Below are 17,135 nucleotides of genomic sequence, written 5' to 3'. Positions count from 1 at the left end.
TTTTTATAAAGAAACTTATTTTTCTTGTTCCTTCATTTGTTGTTCGATATCACTGATTGAGTAGACACCGTCAGCACTCGATTCACCGACTTTTTTAGGAATAATATTCCGATAGTCAGCCATTCCAGTTCCGGCAGGAATAATCTTACCAATGATCACGTTTTCCTTTAATCCAACTAATGGATCATTTTTGCCACGAATAGCAGCATCTGTCAGAACACGTGTTGTTTCTTGGAATGAAGCAGCTGATAAGAAACTGTTTGTTTCCAAAGCAGCCTTTGTAATTCCTAAGATAACTGGACGACCCGTTGCTGGATTACCACCAGAAACAAGTGTCTTGTAGTTATCATCACGGAATTCATCAATATCCATTAATGCCCCTGGTAAGACATCAGTATCACCAGGATCCATGACACGCACTTTTCTGAGCATTTGACGAATCATAATCTCAACGTGCTTATCAAGGATTTCAACACCTTGCATACGATATACCTTTTGTACTTCAGCTAATAGATAGTTTTCAGTAGACAAAACGTCGCGAACTTGGAGAAGTTCCTTAGGATCAATTGATCCATCGTTTAAAGCAGCACCACGATGAACAAAATCGCCTTCAGCAATCTTCATCCGTGCCGTTAGAGGTAATGTGTATGTCCGTGTATCGGTTTCACCTTTAATAGTGATTTCCTTAGTTCTTTCGGCAGGGTTTTCTTCGATTGATTCAACCGTACCAGTAACCTCAGTAATCTCAGCTTTACCTTTAGGATTACGAGCTTCCACAATTTCTTGGATACGAGGAAGACCTTGGGTAATATCTTCGTTACCAGCCACACCACCAGTATGGAAGTTACGCATTGTTAACTGCGTACCTGGTTCACCGATTGATTGAGCCGCAACAGTACCAACTGCTTCACCAGCTTCAACTTGATCACCAGTAGCTGCATTACGTCCATAACAACGTTCGCAGACACCGTGTTTCGTGTTGCAAGTAAATGCTGAACGAATGGTAACTTCGGTAACGCCGGCATCAACAATTTCTTGAGCCATATCTTCATCAATCATGATGTTTTTACCAACGATTTCTTCGCCAGTAGTTGGGTTGTAAACTGATTTCATTGTATAACGACCAAGAATTCGGTCATACAATGGTTCAATCATTTCATTGCCTTCAGTAATGGCAGTAATTCTCAAACCACGATCAGTACCACAATCCTTTTCGCGAACGATAACATCTTGAGCCACATCAACGAGTCGACGAGTAAGATAACCAGAGTTGGCTGTCTTAAGCGCAGTATCAGTCATTCCTTTACGGGCACCGTGCGTAGAAATAAACATTTCCAACACAGTAAGACCTTCACGGAAGTTTGACAAGATTGGCAATTCCATGATCTTACCATTAGGAGCGGCCATCAAGCCACGCATTCCGGCAAGTTGCGTAAAGTTAGAGATGTTACCACGCGCTCCTGAATCTGACATCATGTTAATTGGGTTGTGGATATCCATACTTTCAACAAGTTTTTCTTGAACTTTGTCTTTAGCATCGTTCCAAACACCAATAACACGTTCATAACGTTCGTCATCAGTAATTAATCCACGACGGAATTGTTTGGTAATTGTAGCAACTTCTTTATGAGCATCGGCGATGATTTCTGGTTTTTCTTTCAAGTCGGTGATATCAGAAATACCAACTGTAATACCAGAAATGGTTGATTCGTAGTAACCCAAATCCTTCATTTTATCCAATAAGAGTGATGTAGCAGTTACTTTATACTTTTTGTAAACTGCAGCAATAATATCGGCTAAGAAGCCCTTCTTAAATGGTGAGATTAATGGTGCGTTTGAAAGATAAGCTTTCAAATCCTCACCGGCATCCAAGAAGTACTTTTCGTCAACACCACTATTTAAGTTTGCACTCGTTGGTTCATTTAAATAAGGGAAATCCTTAGGTAAAATGTCGTTAAAAATTAATTTACCAACAGTGGTTACCAAGATTTGACTCTTTTGTGCAGAAGTAAATGGCTTAGCTGGCATTGAAGAGACTGCGACACCAACACGCGTATGCAAGTGCACATAGTTATTTTGATAAGCCGTCCGGGCTTCGTTCAGATCTTTAAAGATCATCCCTTCGCCTTCACGGTTCTTTTCTTCAATAGTTAAGTAGTAGTTACCGATAACCATATCTTGAGATGGCGTAACAACTGGCTTCCCATCACGAGGTGCCAAAATGTGACCGGCGGCAAGCATTAACAAACGTGCTTCGGCTTGTGCTTCATCAGATAGTGGCACGTGAATAGCCATTTGATCACCGTCAAAATCGGCATTGTAGGCTTCACACACTAATGGGTGAACACGCATTGCTTTACCAGAAACTAAAACAGGTTCAAAGGCTTGAATTCCTAAGCGGTGAAGCGTAGGTGCCCGGTTTAGTAACACGGGATGTTCTTTAATAACATCTTCAAGAACATCGAACACATCATCATCTTTACGATCAATTTTGCGTTTAGCATTCTTAATGTTTGAGGCAAGTTCACGTTTAACCAATTCTTTCATAATGAATGGCTTAAACAATTCCATTGCCATTTGGACTGGCAGACCCATTTGGTTCATTCGTAGTGAAGGGCCCACATCGATAACTGAACGACCAGAGTAGTCAACACGCTTACCAAGTAAGTTTTGACGGAAACGTCCTTGCTTACCTTTTAATAAGTGAGAAAGGGACTTCAAAGGACGGTTACCTGGTCCAGCAACCGGACGACCACGACGACCATTATCGATCAACGCATCGACGGCTTCTTGTAACATCCGCTTTTCGTTTTGGACAATAATACCAGGGGCATTCAAGTCTAATAAACGCTTCAAACGATTATTACGGTTGATCACACGACGATATAAATCATTCAAATCAGAAGTGGCGAAACGGCCACCTTCCAATTGAACCATTGGACGTAAATCTGGTGGCATTACAGGAATAACATCCATGACCATCCAGTCAGGATTATTACCTGATTTCAAAAATGCTTCCAAAATATCCAAGCGGCGAACAGCACGTGTCCGCTTTTGACCAGAAGCTTCTTTCAATTCTTCTTTTAAGTCTTCGGCTTCTTTAGCTAAATCAACGTCTTCAAGAAGATGTTTAATTGCTTCAGCACCCATTGCGGCTGTGAAACGTGTCCCAAATTCAGCTTTCTTATCACGATATTCGCGTTCAGAAAGTAATTGTTTCTTTTCAAGTGGTGTATCACCAGCATCTAAAACAACGTATGATGCAAAGTAGATCACTTCTTCAAGTGAACGAGGGCTCATATCAAGAACTAGACCCATTCGACTAGGAATACCCTTGAAATACCAAATGTGTGTCACTGGTGCAGCGAGTTCAATATGACCCATCCGTTCACGGCGGACTTTAGAACGCGTAACTTCAACACCACAACGGTCACAAACAACACCCTTATAACGGATTCGTTTGTACTTACCGCAGGCACATTCCCAATCTTTTGTTGGTCCAAAAATACGCTCATCAAACAAGCCATCACGTTCAGGCTTTAAAGTTCGGTAGTTGATGGTTTCTGGTTTTTTTACTTCACCATATGACCAACTACGGATTTTGTCTGGTGATGCCAGACCGATTTGCATACTTTCAAATTTATTGACATCAATCAACGAATGATCCTCCTTTTGTTAGTTAATGATTCTTTAACTGCTAAATTAATCTTGTTTAGTTTCTTCTGGAGTTGTGGAAACTTCGGCGTCAGCAACTGGTTTTTCTTGTTGTGATGCTTGTTGTTCAGCGTATTTGCTTAATGCATCAACGTTAACAACATCGTCTCCGTCGTCATCCATATCACGAAGTTCAATTTCTTTTTCTTGATTGTCCAAGACCTTCATGTCCAATCCGAGTGCTTGCAATTCTTTGACTAACACACGGAATGATTCAGGAACCCCTGGCTTAGGAATTGGTTCGCCCTTAACAATCGCTTCGTAGGTTTTAACACGACCGACAACGTCATCTGACTTATATGTCAAGATTTCTTGAAGTGTGTAAGCAGCACCATAAGCTTCAAGTGCCCAAACTTCCATTTCACCAAAACGTTGGCCACCAAATTGTGCTTTACCACCAAGTGGTTGTTGTGTAACTAATGAGTAAGGTCCAATTGAACGAGCATGAATCTTATCATCCACCATGTGGGCAAGTTTCATATAATGCATAACACCCACGGCAATACGGTTATCAAATGCTTCACCGGTACGACCATCATATAAGACAGTCTTTCCATCTTCTGGTAAACCAGCTTCACGAACAGCATCCCAAACGTCATCGTCGGTTGCGCCATCAAAAACAGGACTAGCAACGTGGATGCCTAATTTACGAGCAGCCATCCCCAAATGCAATTCGATAACTTGACCGATATTCATACGAGAAGGCACACCCATTGGACTTAACATAATATCAATTGGAGTTCCATCTGGCATGTATGGCATATCTTCTTCAGGAATGACCACAGAAACGGTACCTTTGTTACCATGACGACCGGCCATCTTGTCACCAACTTGAAGCTTACGTTTTTGAGCAATATAGACACGAACCATCATGTTAACACCTGGTGATAATTCATCCCCGTTTTCACGAGTAAAGACTTTAACGTCTTGAATAATACCGCCACCACCATGAGGAACACGAAGTGATGTATCACGAACTTCACGTGACTTTTCACCAAAAATGGCATGAAGTAAACGTTCTTCAGCTGATAATTCTGTCACGCCCTTTGGTGTCACCTTACCAACCAAAATATCGCCATCTTCAACTTCAGCCCCAACACGAACGATTCCATCATCGTCAAGATCACGAAGGGCATCTTCACCAACGTTAGGAATTTCACGTGTCATTTCTTCGGGTCCAAGTTTTGTATCACGAGCTTCTGATTCATATGATTCGATATGAATTGAAGTATAAACGTCGTCTTTAACAAGACGTTCGTTAATCGCAATCGCATCTTCGAAGTTATATCCTTGCCAAGTCATAAAGGCAATCAATGGGTTTTGACCGAGCGCTAACTCGCCATTTTCCATTGAAGGACCATCAGCTAGGATTTCGTTCTTATCAACCTTATCGCCCAATTTAACAATTGGCCGTTGGTTGTAGTTTTTACCACCATTTGAACGACGGAATTTCATTAATTTGTAAGTATCTAATGTGCCATCTTCACGGCGGACACGAATTTCACGTGCATCGACGTATTCAACGGTACCATCATACTTAGCAATCAAGGCAACACCAGAGTCATGGGCTGCTTTATATTCAATCCCAGTTCCGACTAATGGTGAATGTGGGTTAAGCAGAGGAACAGCTTGACGTTGCATGTTGGCACCCATCAAGGCACGGTTAGAATCATCGTTTTCCAAGAAAGGAATACATGCAGTGGCAACTGAAACAACTTGCTTAGGCGAAACATCCATGTAGTCGATGTTCTCAATGCTAGTTTCAATATTCTCTGATGTTGAACGCGCCATAACTGTATCTTCAACAAATGAACCATCGTCATTTAATGGAGAGTTGGCTTGCGCAATAACATAGTTATCTTCTTCATCGGCAGTCAAATAATCGATTTTGTCAGTAACCTTGTGTGTCGTCCATGAAACACGACGATATGGTGTTTCAATGAAACCATACTTGTTAACACGTGCGTAACTTGACAAACTGTTAATTAAACCGATGTTAGGACCTTCGGGTGTTTCAATAGGACACATCCGACCATAGTGAGTATAGTGCACATCACGCACTTCATAACCGGCACGGTCACGCGTTAAACCACCAGGTCCAAGGGCTGAAAGACGACGTTTGTGTGTCAATTCGCCAAGTGGATTGGTTTGATCCATGAATTGTGACAATTGTGATGAACCAAAGAATTCTTTGATTGATGCCACTACGGGACGAATATTAATTAATTGTTGTGGTGTGACTGTTGCAGAGTCTTGAATTGACATTCTTTCACGAACAACACGTTCCATTCGTGACAAGCCAATTCTAAATTGATTTTGCAATAATTCACCAACTGAACGGATACGACGGTTACCCAAATGATCAATATCATCGGTAACGCCAATGCCTTCTTGTAAATTAAAGAAATAATTCATTGAAGCTAAAATGTCAGCTGGTTGGATATGTTTTAACTTAAGGTCAATATGACCATTACCAATCATTGGCACTTCGCGTTCAGGATCAACCTTTGAATAAACCATAATCTTTTGTAAGATCACTGGTTCAGTCACAACGGCCTCTTCAGAAGGACTGTAAGTGATTGTCTTAAAGTCTTCGCGATCAAGATACGGTGCCAGATCATGCATGACTTCTTTGGTAATTGTGTCACCTTTTTGAGCAACCACTTCACCAGTATCTGGATCAGCTAATGTTTCAGCTAAAGTTTGGTTCAACAAACGCGTCTTTAAATTGAGCTTCTTATTGGTCTTGTAACGACCCACTGGTGCCATGTCGTAACGTTTAGGATCAAAAAAGCGCGCAGTTAAAAGACTTCTTGATGAATCCGCTGTTTTAGGTTCACCAGGACGCAAACGTTCGTAAATATCTTTTAATGATTCTTCAACACGAGAGTCTTCTGTGTTTTTGTGAATATCTTTATCTAAAGTAAGTGCTAATGACTCACTTTGACCAAACATATCAATAATTTCATCATCTGAGCCAAAACCAAGGGCGCGAATTAATTCAGACAATGGCACTTTTCTAGTACGATCAATTCGTACATAGGCAATGTCTTTAGCATCGGTTTCGTATTCCAACCATGCACCACGATTAGGAATAAATGTGGCACCATAGTTAGTACGACCGTTTTTATCAACTTCTTCATTGAAGTAAATACCAGGTGAACGAACTAATTGAGAAACAATAACTCGTTCTGCCCCATTAATAATGAAGGTTCCTTGGTCAGTCATTAATGGAAAATCACCAAAGAACACATCTTGTGACTTAATTTCACCAGTTTCATGGTTCGTTAACCGAAGGGTCACATACAAAGGTGCTGAATAATTGGCGTCATGTTCACGCGCCTCATCCACTGTGTATTTGGGTTCCAATAATTGATAATCAACAAACTCTAACGAAAGATTTCCTTGAAAGTCATCAATTGGCATAATGTCATCAAACATTTCACGCAAACCTTCATCCAAAAACCATTGGTAAGAATCACTTTGGATTTCAATCAGGTTTGGCAAATCAAGAACTTCTTTAATCCGTGAGTAACTACGACGAGTACGGTGTTTTCCGTACTTTACTAAATGTCCGGCCAAGCTGTTCACCTCTCTATTATACTTGTAAGATCATCTCAAAAGTTTAAATATTACATTTGTGTTACAAATGCTAAAAATCTCAACTTTTGGGCAAAAAAAATCCAAAAACAGCAATTTGTGTTTTTGGTTTTTATGAAGAATCGCGTGGACAATAGATCACACGACTCAAATGAACTTACTGTTACATACGCATAATATACTATAATTTTTTATCGTATAAGTCAAGTGTAACGAAGTCACATTATGATTTAGTTTTCTTTAGCGATGCCATACATAATAAATTTCAACAGTAATTTAGTCTGATCAACATCTGATAATGAGTCACCGCCAATGCGATGGAAGCTGGTAAAAATCGGACTAAGACTAGAAATAAAGAATTCAGCTGCTTCGCCAGGTAAAATTTCAGCCTTTAAATTAACTTCTGGTAACTTGAAGTAGCTAGCAATAGGGTCAACGTAGTCCATTTTAAAAATCATGGCCAGTTTACGTTGATTACCGGGCTTTAAATCTTTAAAACTACCATGAATTAACGTGAAAACGTTATTGGTATGAATTTTAGTAAGAACTTGTGTAATCTGTGTTAATCGGTCAATTGGTAATAAGTCATTCTTGCGCATAACTTTATTGATCCCATTTCTGACTTCGCCACCGACTTGAGAAATTACTTCCAAAAAAATAACTTCTTTATCGCTGAAATGATGATAGAGTGCTGGTTGTGTAATTCCTATCTCACTAGCAATATCTCTGGTTGATGTCCCTTGATAACCCTTTTTTAAAAATTGTTTTCTGGCTGTCGTCAAAATTGCTGTTCTTGTCTTCTCAAGTTGTTCTGCACGTTTCATCTATTATGCCCCTAACTCACGCTTGTTTTTTTCTTAACAAACTGATTATCACCTGAAATGTGACTTTTGACAAGTTTTAATTACACTTTCAACAAAAAAAGTACCATTGCTGATGCCGATTCATCAACAATGGTACTTAAACTAAGTTAGTTAGAAACTGTAATTTCGTGCATCTTTTTAGTATCGTCTGCTACCTTAATGGTAATCGAGCCAGCTTTGGCACCAATGGTAACCTCGTCTTGAACCTTGATTAATCCTGATAACATTGCTTCACTAAGTCGGTCTTCAATTTCGGTTTGTAATGCTCGACGAATTGGTCGTGCACCATATTCAGGATCAAAACCAGCTTTGGCAACAACATCAATTGCTGCAGCAGTGATTTTTAAGTTGATTCCCTGTTCCTCAACACGTGTCACAATTTGCTTAGTCATCAACTTCACAATTTCGTGTAATTCTTCCTTATTAAGCGAATGGAAAATAACTGTTTCATCAATTCGATTCAAAAATTCTGGTCGGAAGTGCAATTTCAACTGTTCTTTAATTGCACCAGACATTGCATTGTAGTCGTTCATAGGACTCTTGGCACCAAATCCAACTTCTTTTTCATCACGCAATGTTGTTGCACCCAGGTTAGATGTCATAATTAAAATTGTATTGCGAAAATCAACATGGCGGCCTTTGGCATCTGTCAAATAGCCATCATCTAACACTTGCAATAACAGGTTAAAGACATCTGGATGGGCTTTTTCAGCTTCATCTAGCAAGACAACTGAATAAGGATGTTGTCTGACCTTTTCGGTTAACTGTCCACCCTCATCATATCCGACATAGCCAGGAGCGGCACCGATTAAGCGACTTGTACTGTATTTTTCCATATACTCAGACATATCAACACGAATCATATTATCTTCAGAGCCAAACATCGCTTCAGCCAATGCTTTTGCTAATTCAGTCTTTCCAACACCGGTTGGCCCCAAGAACATAAACGAACCAATTGGACGATTAGGATCTTTCAACCCACTTCGCGCCCGTCGAATCGCACGAGCAACTGCTGAGACCGCTTCAGATTGGCCTACAACCCGACGATGAAGGATCTTTTCTAAGTTAACTAATCGATCACTTTCTGTCTTCCGTAATTGTGTGAGTGGCACACCAGTCCATTCAGCAACCACTTGGGCTACGTCTTCATCACTAACTTTTAAACTATAGCCTTCATTTTGCTGTTGTTTTTTGGCATTCTTTTTATCAATGCGTTCTTTTAGTTTTAATTCTTCATCACGTAATTGGGCAGCTTCATCAAAGTTTTGGTTCTCAATTGCCTGCTCTTTACGTGTCCTAAGGTCTTCTAGCTTAGTCAATTGTGTTGACTTGGGTGATTTCTTGTCTTGTGCATCAATACGAACTTTTGCAGCCGCTTCATCCATCAAATCGATGGCTTTATCAGGCAAGAAACGATCACTAATATAGCGCGTGGATAATTTGACTGCTGCTTCAATTGCGGCATCAGTTATTTCAACATGGTGGTGTTCTTCATAACGAGGTTTTAAACCTTTTAGAATTTCAATTGATTCATCTTGAGTAGGTTCATTAACTTGAACAGTTGCAAATCGCCGTTCGAGTGCAGCATCAGATTCAATATACTTTTGATATTCATCTAACGTGGTAGCACCAATTGTTTGCAATTCACCTCGAGCTAACGCAGGCTTTAAGATGTTTGATGCGTCAATAGCCCCTTCAGCACCACCAGCACCTATCAACGTGTGTAATTCATCAATAAATAAAATCACTTGGCCATCGTTATAAATTTCATCAATCACCTTTTTTAGACGATCTTCAAATTCACCGCGATACTTGGTTCCGGCAACTAATGAACCCATATCAAGCATCATCAGACGTTTTTGGGCAAGATCATCTGGAACGTCTCCAGCCACAATTCTTTGTGCAAGGCCCTCTGCAATTGCGGTCTTACCAACACCCGGTTCGCCAACAAGAACAGGATTATTTTTAGTGCGTCGACTTAAAATTTGAATCACTCGACGAACTTCTTGATTACGACCCACCACTGGGTCCATTTTATTTTCACGAGCACTTTGAGTTAAGTCCCGTGCTAATGAATCGAGTGTTGGAGTACCTTCAACTTGTTGCTGTTTACCTCGGTTTGCTTGGCGCTTTTTAGGTGTTTCAGTGATTCCCAAACGACGCATAACCACTTTACGTGCTTGATTTAAATCAACGTTTAAACTTAACAAAATGCGCGATGACAGCACACTTTCGTCTGAAAGGAGTGCTAATAACAAGTGCTCAGTGCCAATTTTAATCGCTCCCAAACGTTTTGCCTCATCACCAGCAATTGATAGAACTTCTTTTGCCTTTGGTGAATACGGTAAATAGGTATCCTTGTCAGCATTTTTAAGTGTTCCATAGCCTGTGAATCTTTCGATTTCTTCACGAATGTCATCTTCAGTAATTGAAAATTGACGTAATACTTTATTGGCAATCCCATTTTCTTCAATACTTAAAGCTAGCAACAAATGTTCGGTACCAATGGCTTGATGTTTAAAGTACTTTGCTTGTTCCTGAGCTAATACCAACACATTTTTGGCACTTGGTGTAAATAGGTTATCCATTGGAAATCCCCTCTTTCTCAGCTTTCAAAGCGTAACCGGTTTAACAAGGAAACTAACACATGAGCACGCAATGCGTTTTCTAGTTGGCGATCCTTGATTGCTAGTGTTTTTTTATCAATCATGACGGCCATTAAGTCCGCTTCACGACGCGTAATAACTTCTTCATCATAAAGTGTCTGAATAATAGAAATTGCATCTCGTTGGCTGATTGAATCACCGATAACCTGAATTAATGTATTTAATACATCAACATCATCAAGTAAATTGACTCGCTCGATTCTAATATAACCACCACCACCACGCTTACTTTCCACAACATAACCATTTTGGATCGTAAAGCGCGTCTTGATCACATAATTAATCTGTGATGGCACGACATCAAACAAATCAGCAATTTCTGATCGGCGAATTTCGACTTGTTCTGAATCAGCCAAAATACTCTTTAAATACTGTTCAATAATGTCTGAGATATTCTGACTTTCCATTGCGTGATCTCCATTCTTTGACTAATGTTGACTAATATTATACAAACTCTCATAAATATTGCAAACATTTCACTTCAACCAGTACATCCATCATACAACAAAAGGACCAAACTTTAACAGTTTGATCCTCGATTACTTTGAAAATAGTTTATTCTTTTTCTTTGTTATCAGTGGAGCGGTTTGCAATTAAATCTAATACGTAAGCGATACCGCCAAGAATTGCGGTAAAGGCGGTCATTGCAACAATCATCAAAATAGCACTGTAACTAGCACCGTTGATTAATTTATCAAAACCGTGAATAGCATATGTCATTGGTAACACAGATGCTACGCTTTGATAGAAACCAGATAACATTGCATTTGGAAAGACCTGGCCTGTAATCACAATTTGTAAGAGTGCCAATAACACTGCAAACAAGACGCCGACACGGCCAAACATATGATACAAAATCATACAAATTCCTGTGAACAATGCTGATGTCACAATGGTAAAGAATGCTAATCCTAACCAATTTTGAACAGTGACACCCATCACCCCAACCACGACTAAGGCAATCAACGATTGTACTAATGCTGTCGTGGCGATTGCTGCTAGAGGTTCATCCTTGAGTGCAGCTTGTTTTTTGTTTGGAATAAATAATCCTAACTGTGTGACAACTGCACCGATGAATAGTGCAAATGCTAGTACCAATGGTGCAAAGACGTTCTTCAAGTTTTCATTTGCAGCTACATCTTTTTCACGACTACTTACAGGTGTCGCAAAATGGTTGACGTTGCCAGTTCCGGCATTCACATCCCCAATTTGTTGTGCACCATCAACTAGTTTAGTATTCAATGTTGTCACACCATCAGTCGCAGTAACTAATCCAGCTTGCACTTGATCAGAACCATCAGCTAATTGAGAAGTACCACTCTTAATTTGGCTGGAGCCATCTGAAATTTGACGAGAGCCACTAACTAATTGATTACCACCTGATTTCAATTGACTGCCACCTTGTGTGATTTGATTTGAACCACTAACCAATTGGGCCACACCACCAATTAATGCAGGAGCTGAGTCAGACAATTGCTTGTTACCACTGGCCACTTGGTTAGCACCTGATTGCAACGCTGCTTTGTTGGCTTCTAGTTGCTTACCACCTGAAACAATTTGGCTCTCACCTGTAAACAGTTGTTTGATCCCATCAATTAGCGAAGGTGTTTGATCTGCCAGTTGGGCATTACCATCAGCAACCTGGTTAGCACCGTCACTTAATTTATCAAGATTCGTATCAGCTACCAATTGTAGATGATCTAAGCCATCTTTTAGATCTTGTGTACTGCTGGCAACACTATTTAACTCATTGATTGTATCGTCTGAAAGTAACGGTGTTGTTTCATTCAAAAGATTGGTTGATTCAGTTTGTAAATTCTGCAAATCGTCAATCATTCCTTGTGCAGTATCCTGGTCTAACGTAAAGCCGCTCAATGCATCATTTGCTTGCGTTTTAACTGTTTGCAAGGCATTTGCTTCAGTTACAGCCGTTGACCCTAAGGTTGAAGTTGAGGTCACACTAGCCTGAGCTTTTGTTTTCAAGTCAGCCAAGTTAGGCGTGTCTGCAGGTAACGCATTAACAGCATCCAAAACAGCTTTAGCCTTTGAATTGGCATCAGTCTGTTTACTTTTGACTGCGTCTGAGTTAGGAATAAAATTCAATATTCCTAATTGACCCTTCATTTGTTGTACCTTGCTTAAGAGTGGCAACATACTATTTAGTGTATCTAACCCACTTTGAAGGTTATTCATATCAGTTTGTACCTGCGTCGTATCGGTTTGTGCTTGTTTCATCAATTTAGTCATATCTGAAACACTGGCGATGATCTTATCGTTAGCAGATACACCGGCTTTAATTTGTTGAATACCGGCGTCAAGACCGACATCATCAGGATTCCCATCATCAATACCATAGCGAAAATTGTGAATTCCTTGAGCTAAGCTTTGTGAGCCGGCAGCTAGTGCTGTCGTGCCGTCGCCTAGACTTCCGGTACTTTGATTCATTGTCGTTAACCCACCGAGTACTTTTTGGTTAGCGGCATTCATATCTGAAACACCGTTTGTATACTGATTAACGCCGTCAGCAAGTGATTTTGAACCAGTTGCTAACTGTGAAGTTCCGCTGACAAGTGGCTGAGCCTTTGCTTGTAATTCAGTCAAGCCAGCATTCATTTGCTGATTAGCACTGACCAATGAATCAACACCACTTTTATAAGTGTTTAACCCACTGTCTAACGTCTTAGTACCAGCATCAAAAGTTACCATTTTGGTGGCTAAGACATTTAAATTACGAGCAACCTGCTCATTACCATCTTTTAATTGCAACATTCCTTTATCTAATGTTGTTGTCCCGGTAGCGGCTTGCTTGGTACCATCACCGAGCTTTTTCAGGCCAGATAATAATGTTTCACTGTAAGCTTTTTGTAAATCTGTTTTGACTTTAGCCTGAACAGTATCTGCGACTGTGGTTGTCACCATTGAAGATAAGAAGTTATCACGAGGTGATTTATGAAGCTTAATCAAACTCACTTTGGGATTCTTATCCAATACCGTTCCTGCATTTTTGGAAAAATCTTTTGGCAATTCAATTTCTAAATATGCCTGACCACTAGCTAATTGTTTTTTTGCTGTTTTTTCACTTACAAATTCCCAATTTACTTGATGATCTTTTTTTAATGTTGAAACCACCTGTTTACCAACATTAATTGTTTTTCCATTACTGACTGCAGCTTGGTCCTTATTAACCACTGCTACTGGAACGTTCTTAGTTGCGGATTTTTGCTCATATTGAATAAAATTAAAAATAGCAATTAACAAAACCGCAGGAATTAAGCAAGCAAGCACAACATACGAAATGCGCTTGCTCTTTGCACTCCAGATATTTTGAAGCATTATGATCCTCCATTCTATAAAAATTGAATTTTCATTCAAAAATAGTTAATGTCATGAATTAAAAAATAAGGTTAATGTCATGAACCATTTATCAGATTATGCTAACTTAAGTTGAATGTCAACCCTTGACAATGAACGTTATTAGTTGCTCTTAAATAATAGTTTCTATCATCAACAAAGACTCAGCATTATTATTTCAGGGATTCTAAAACTAAATATTTTCATCTTTGTTTCGAGTTATTTTTTATTTTAACATTCTTCATCTTGAATGATTAATCAAGTCAATGTTTTTCACATTGTTTTTTCACAATCAATCATTAAAAAACATATATAAAAACTAATTTGTTGACACAAATGCAATAACGTTGCATAATGAAAGCGCTTGATTAGTTATTATTTTTTTAATTGAAACTTGTGAAATTACATTTGGAGGTAAAACAATGGCATACAAAACAGTAAATCCATATACGAATGAAGTTGTTAAAGAATATGATGACGCTACAGCTAATGAAATTGAAGCAACATTACAAAATGCGCACAAGTTGTTTAAGCAATGGGAATCTGAAGCACCAGCAACTCGAAAAGATCAGTTGCATGATATTGCTAGATTAATGCGTGAAAATAATGAAGACCTTGCCAAAACCATGGTTACGGACATGGGAAAGCTTTATCGTGAAGCGCTTGGTGAAGTTGAATTGTGTGCAATGATTGCCGATTATTTTGCCGATCACAGTGCAGACCTACTCCAGCCCACTAAATTAGATACAATGGCTACTGGGACTGCTCAGATTAAAAAACATCCATTAGGTGTTTTGATGATGGTTGAACCATGGAATTTCCCTTACTACCAAATCATGCGTGTTTTTGCACCTAACTTTATGGCTGGAAATCCTATGATTTTGAAACATGCTGCCATTACACCTGGTAGTGCTTTAGCATTCGAAAAAATCGTTAAGTTATCAAGTGCACCTGATGCTAGTTTAACCAACTTATTCCTAAATTATGATCAAGTATCAGATGTGATTGCTGACAAACGTGTCCAAGGTGTTGCTTTGACTGGTTCCGAACGCGGTGGTAAGAGCGTTGCTAAGGAAGCCGGTGCTAATCTTAAAAAGAGCACAATGGAACTTGGTGGAACAGATGCATTTGTCGTTTTAGATGATGCTGATATTGATGCTGTTACCGAAATTGCCTGGCGTGCGCGTCTTTACAATGCAGGTCAAGTATGTACTTCGTCAAAACGTTTCATTGTGTCCGCTAATTTATATGACGAATTTTTGGCAAAATTAAAAGAAAATTTTGCCAATGTTAAACCTGGTGACCCAATGGCCAATGAAACAACCCTTGCCCCAATGAACTCTCAAAAGGCAAAGGACAAACTGCAAAAACAAGTTGATGAAGCTATCGCCAACGGTGCCAACTTATACTATGGCAATGAACCAATCGACTTACCAGGTCAATTTTTCCAGCCAACTATTTTAACCGACGTGAAGCCTGATAATCCTGCATATTCAAAAGAAATGTTTGGACCAGTTGCACAAGTTTACAAGGTTAATAGTGATCAAGAAGCAATTGATTTAGCTAATGATTCCGATCTTGGCCTTGGTGGAATCGTCTTTTCTAAGGACGTGCAACGGGGTGAAGATGTTGCGAGTCAAATTGAAACCGGAATGGTATTTGTAAATAACTTTATGGTTACTCTTCCAGAACTACCATTTGGTGGTATTAAAACTTCAGGTTACGGTCGCGAAATGAGTGCCTTAGGTCTGAATGCCTTTGTTAATGAACAGTTAATTGTGACAACAGATAAACCAAATATGGATAATTTAGCCGGTGGCCTGGTTGCCACTGACCCTGAATAGACAAAAAAGGCTGCCTTTAAGGCAGTCTTTTTTTGACATCAACAACTATCGGGAATACACGATTCGAACGTGCGACCTCAGCGTCCCGAACGCTGTGCTCTACCAAGCTGAGCTAATTCCCGAAAATAAAAAATGCACCCAGTAGGAGTCGAACCTACAACCTTCTGATTCGTAGTCAGACACTCTATCCAGTTGCGCTATGGGTGCATAATAAAAGCGGAAGACGGGATTCGAACCCGCGACCCCCACCATGGCAAGGTGATGTTCTACCACTGAACTACTTCCGCAATTAAACTATTCGGTTATGCCAAGTAATTACCTGACTTAATAATGATAATGTACTATAAATTACCTGTCAATAGTTTTCATACTAAAAAGCCTAACTAATGCTAAGTTAACATTAATTAGGCTTCTTTTTAATGAGCATATTTGGCATTCATTCTCGTCTCAAAACTTTGCATGATGAACGATAATATTTGCGTTAAGACCAAGTAGATAACACCAGCTACCAGCAGCGGCGGTACGAAATCATACAAGGTACCTCCTACTCCAAGTGCCTGAGCAGTAACCTCTTGCACTCCAATATAGAATAGTACGGAGGATTCCTTAATCAGGGTAATGAATTCGTTTCCTAACGCTGGTAAAATATTACGCACAGCTTGCGGTAGAATAATCGAAAACATAGCCTGACGACGACTTAACCCAAGGGATAGACCAGCTTCTGTTTGACCATCGGCAATCGAAATAATTCCGGATCTAAAGATTTCTGCTGTATACGCTCCTGAATTAATTCCCAAGGCTAACGCACCTGGAATCGTACGATCCAGCCCAGACCCTAATAGCTGAATTTGAGGAATTGGTAATACCTTAGATAACGTATAATAAATCAGCATAACTTGGATCATCGACGGTGTACCACGGACAATAGCAATGTAGAGACGTGCAATCCATTGAAAAAGGGAAACCTTTGACAATCGCAACATCACAATTAATAGTCCCAGCACAATTCCTAAAAACACACCGATAATCGAAATAATAATCGTTAATGCCGTACCATCAAGAAATAGTGGGTAGTATTTTCCTAAAAAATCAAACAT

At 39.6% G+C, this 17,135-nt stretch carries 8 protein-coding genes and 3 tRNA genes; 1 reads left to right on the top strand and 10 read right to left on the bottom strand.

The features are described 5' to 3' along the window. Window positions 1-15 precede the first annotated feature (15 nt). From rpoC to ACYVQZ_RS03305, 6 genes are all read right to left on the bottom strand, one after another. A complete protein-coding gene (gene rpoC, locus ACYVQZ_RS03330) occupies window positions 16-3,657 on the bottom strand; it encodes a DNA-directed RNA polymerase subunit beta' (RefSeq protein WP_461239970.1) in 3,642 nt (1,213 codons plus the stop codon). A gap of 45 nt (window positions 3,658-3,702) precedes the next feature. Further along, window positions 3,703-7,305, bottom strand: coding sequence for a DNA-directed RNA polymerase subunit beta (gene rpoB / locus ACYVQZ_RS03325; RefSeq protein ID WP_461239969.1), 3,603 nt, complete (start codon window positions 7,303-7,305; stop codon window positions 3,703-3,705). A 239-nt stretch (window positions 7,306-7,544) separates the two neighbouring features. Then, on the bottom strand, window positions 7,545-8,138 hold the full coding sequence (locus tag ACYVQZ_RS03320; protein ID WP_461239968.1) for a TetR/AcrR family transcriptional regulator: 594 nt from the start codon (window positions 8,136-8,138) through the stop codon (window positions 7,545-7,547). A 146-nt stretch (window positions 8,139-8,284) separates the two neighbouring features. Continuing rightward, the gene (locus tag ACYVQZ_RS03315) at window positions 8,285-10,765 is read right to left on the bottom strand and encodes an ATP-dependent Clp protease ATP-binding subunit (RefSeq protein ID WP_461239967.1); all 2,481 of its coding nucleotides are present in this window, start codon (window positions 10,763-10,765) and stop codon (window positions 8,285-8,287) included. Window positions 10,766-10,782: 17 nt separating this feature from the next. Continuing rightward, window positions 10,783-11,250, bottom strand: coding sequence for a CtsR family transcriptional regulator (locus ACYVQZ_RS03310; protein ID WP_461239966.1), 468 nt, complete (start codon window positions 11,248-11,250; stop codon window positions 10,783-10,785). Window positions 11,251-11,398: 148 nt separating this feature from the next. Beyond that, window positions 11,399-14,176: a YhgE/Pip family protein gene (locus ACYVQZ_RS03305; RefSeq protein WP_461239965.1), complete on the bottom strand. Its 2,778-nt coding sequence runs from the start codon at window positions 14,174-14,176 to the stop codon at window positions 11,399-11,401. A gap of 440 nt (window positions 14,177-14,616) precedes the next feature. Between ACYVQZ_RS03305 and ACYVQZ_RS03300 the strand changes: the two genes are divergently transcribed. Next, window positions 14,617-16,038, top strand: a complete 1,422-nt coding sequence (locus ACYVQZ_RS03300; protein ID WP_461239964.1) for an NAD-dependent succinate-semialdehyde dehydrogenase — start codon at window positions 14,617-14,619, stop codon at window positions 16,036-16,038. A gap of 48 nt (window positions 16,039-16,086) precedes the next feature. Here ACYVQZ_RS03300 and ACYVQZ_RS03295 read toward each other — a convergent pair. The 4 genes from ACYVQZ_RS03295 to ACYVQZ_RS03280 form a co-directional block, all read right to left on the bottom strand. Next, window positions 16,087-16,160 (bottom strand) — tRNA-Pro (locus ACYVQZ_RS03295). Window positions 16,161-16,171: 11 nt separating this feature from the next. Further along, window positions 16,172-16,245 (bottom strand) — tRNA-Arg (locus ACYVQZ_RS03290). A gap of 8 nt (window positions 16,246-16,253) precedes the next feature. Then, window positions 16,254-16,325: transfer RNA gene (locus ACYVQZ_RS03285), tRNA-Gly, on the bottom strand. A gap of 129 nt (window positions 16,326-16,454) precedes the next feature. Beyond that, window positions 16,455-17,135: an amino acid ABC transporter permease gene (locus ACYVQZ_RS03280; protein ID WP_461239963.1), complete on the bottom strand. Its 681-nt coding sequence runs from the start codon at window positions 17,133-17,135 to the stop codon at window positions 16,455-16,457.

Source organism: Paucilactobacillus salsurae (genome assembly GCF_054784995.1).
Note: the sequence above shows the minus strand (reverse complement) of the source record. Positions and strands in the feature narration are given on the sequence as shown.

Excerpts from the sequence above, each read along its gene's own strand:
- ACYVQZ_RS03320 (WP_461239968.1), bottom strand. The coding sequence starts at position 8,138 with ATGAAACGTGCAGAACAACTTGAGAAGACAAGAACAGCAATTTTGACG.
- ACYVQZ_RS03315 (WP_461239967.1), bottom strand. The coding sequence starts at position 10,765 with ATGGATAACCTATTTACACCAAGTGCCAAAAATGTGTTGGTATTAGCT.
- ACYVQZ_RS03310 (WP_461239966.1), bottom strand. The coding sequence starts at position 11,250 with ATGGAAAGTCAGAATATCTCAGACATTATTGAACAGTATTTAAAGAGT.
- ACYVQZ_RS03305 (WP_461239965.1), bottom strand. The coding sequence starts at position 14,176 with ATGCTTCAAAATATCTGGAGTGCAAAGAGCAAGCGCATTTCGTATGTT.
- ACYVQZ_RS03300 (WP_461239964.1), top strand. The coding sequence starts at position 14,617 with ATGGCATACAAAACAGTAAATCCATATACGAATGAAGTTGTTAAAGAA.
- ACYVQZ_RS03280 (WP_461239963.1), bottom strand. The coding sequence starts at position 17,135 with ATGTTTGATTTTTTAGGAAAATACTACCCACTATTTCTTGATGGTACG.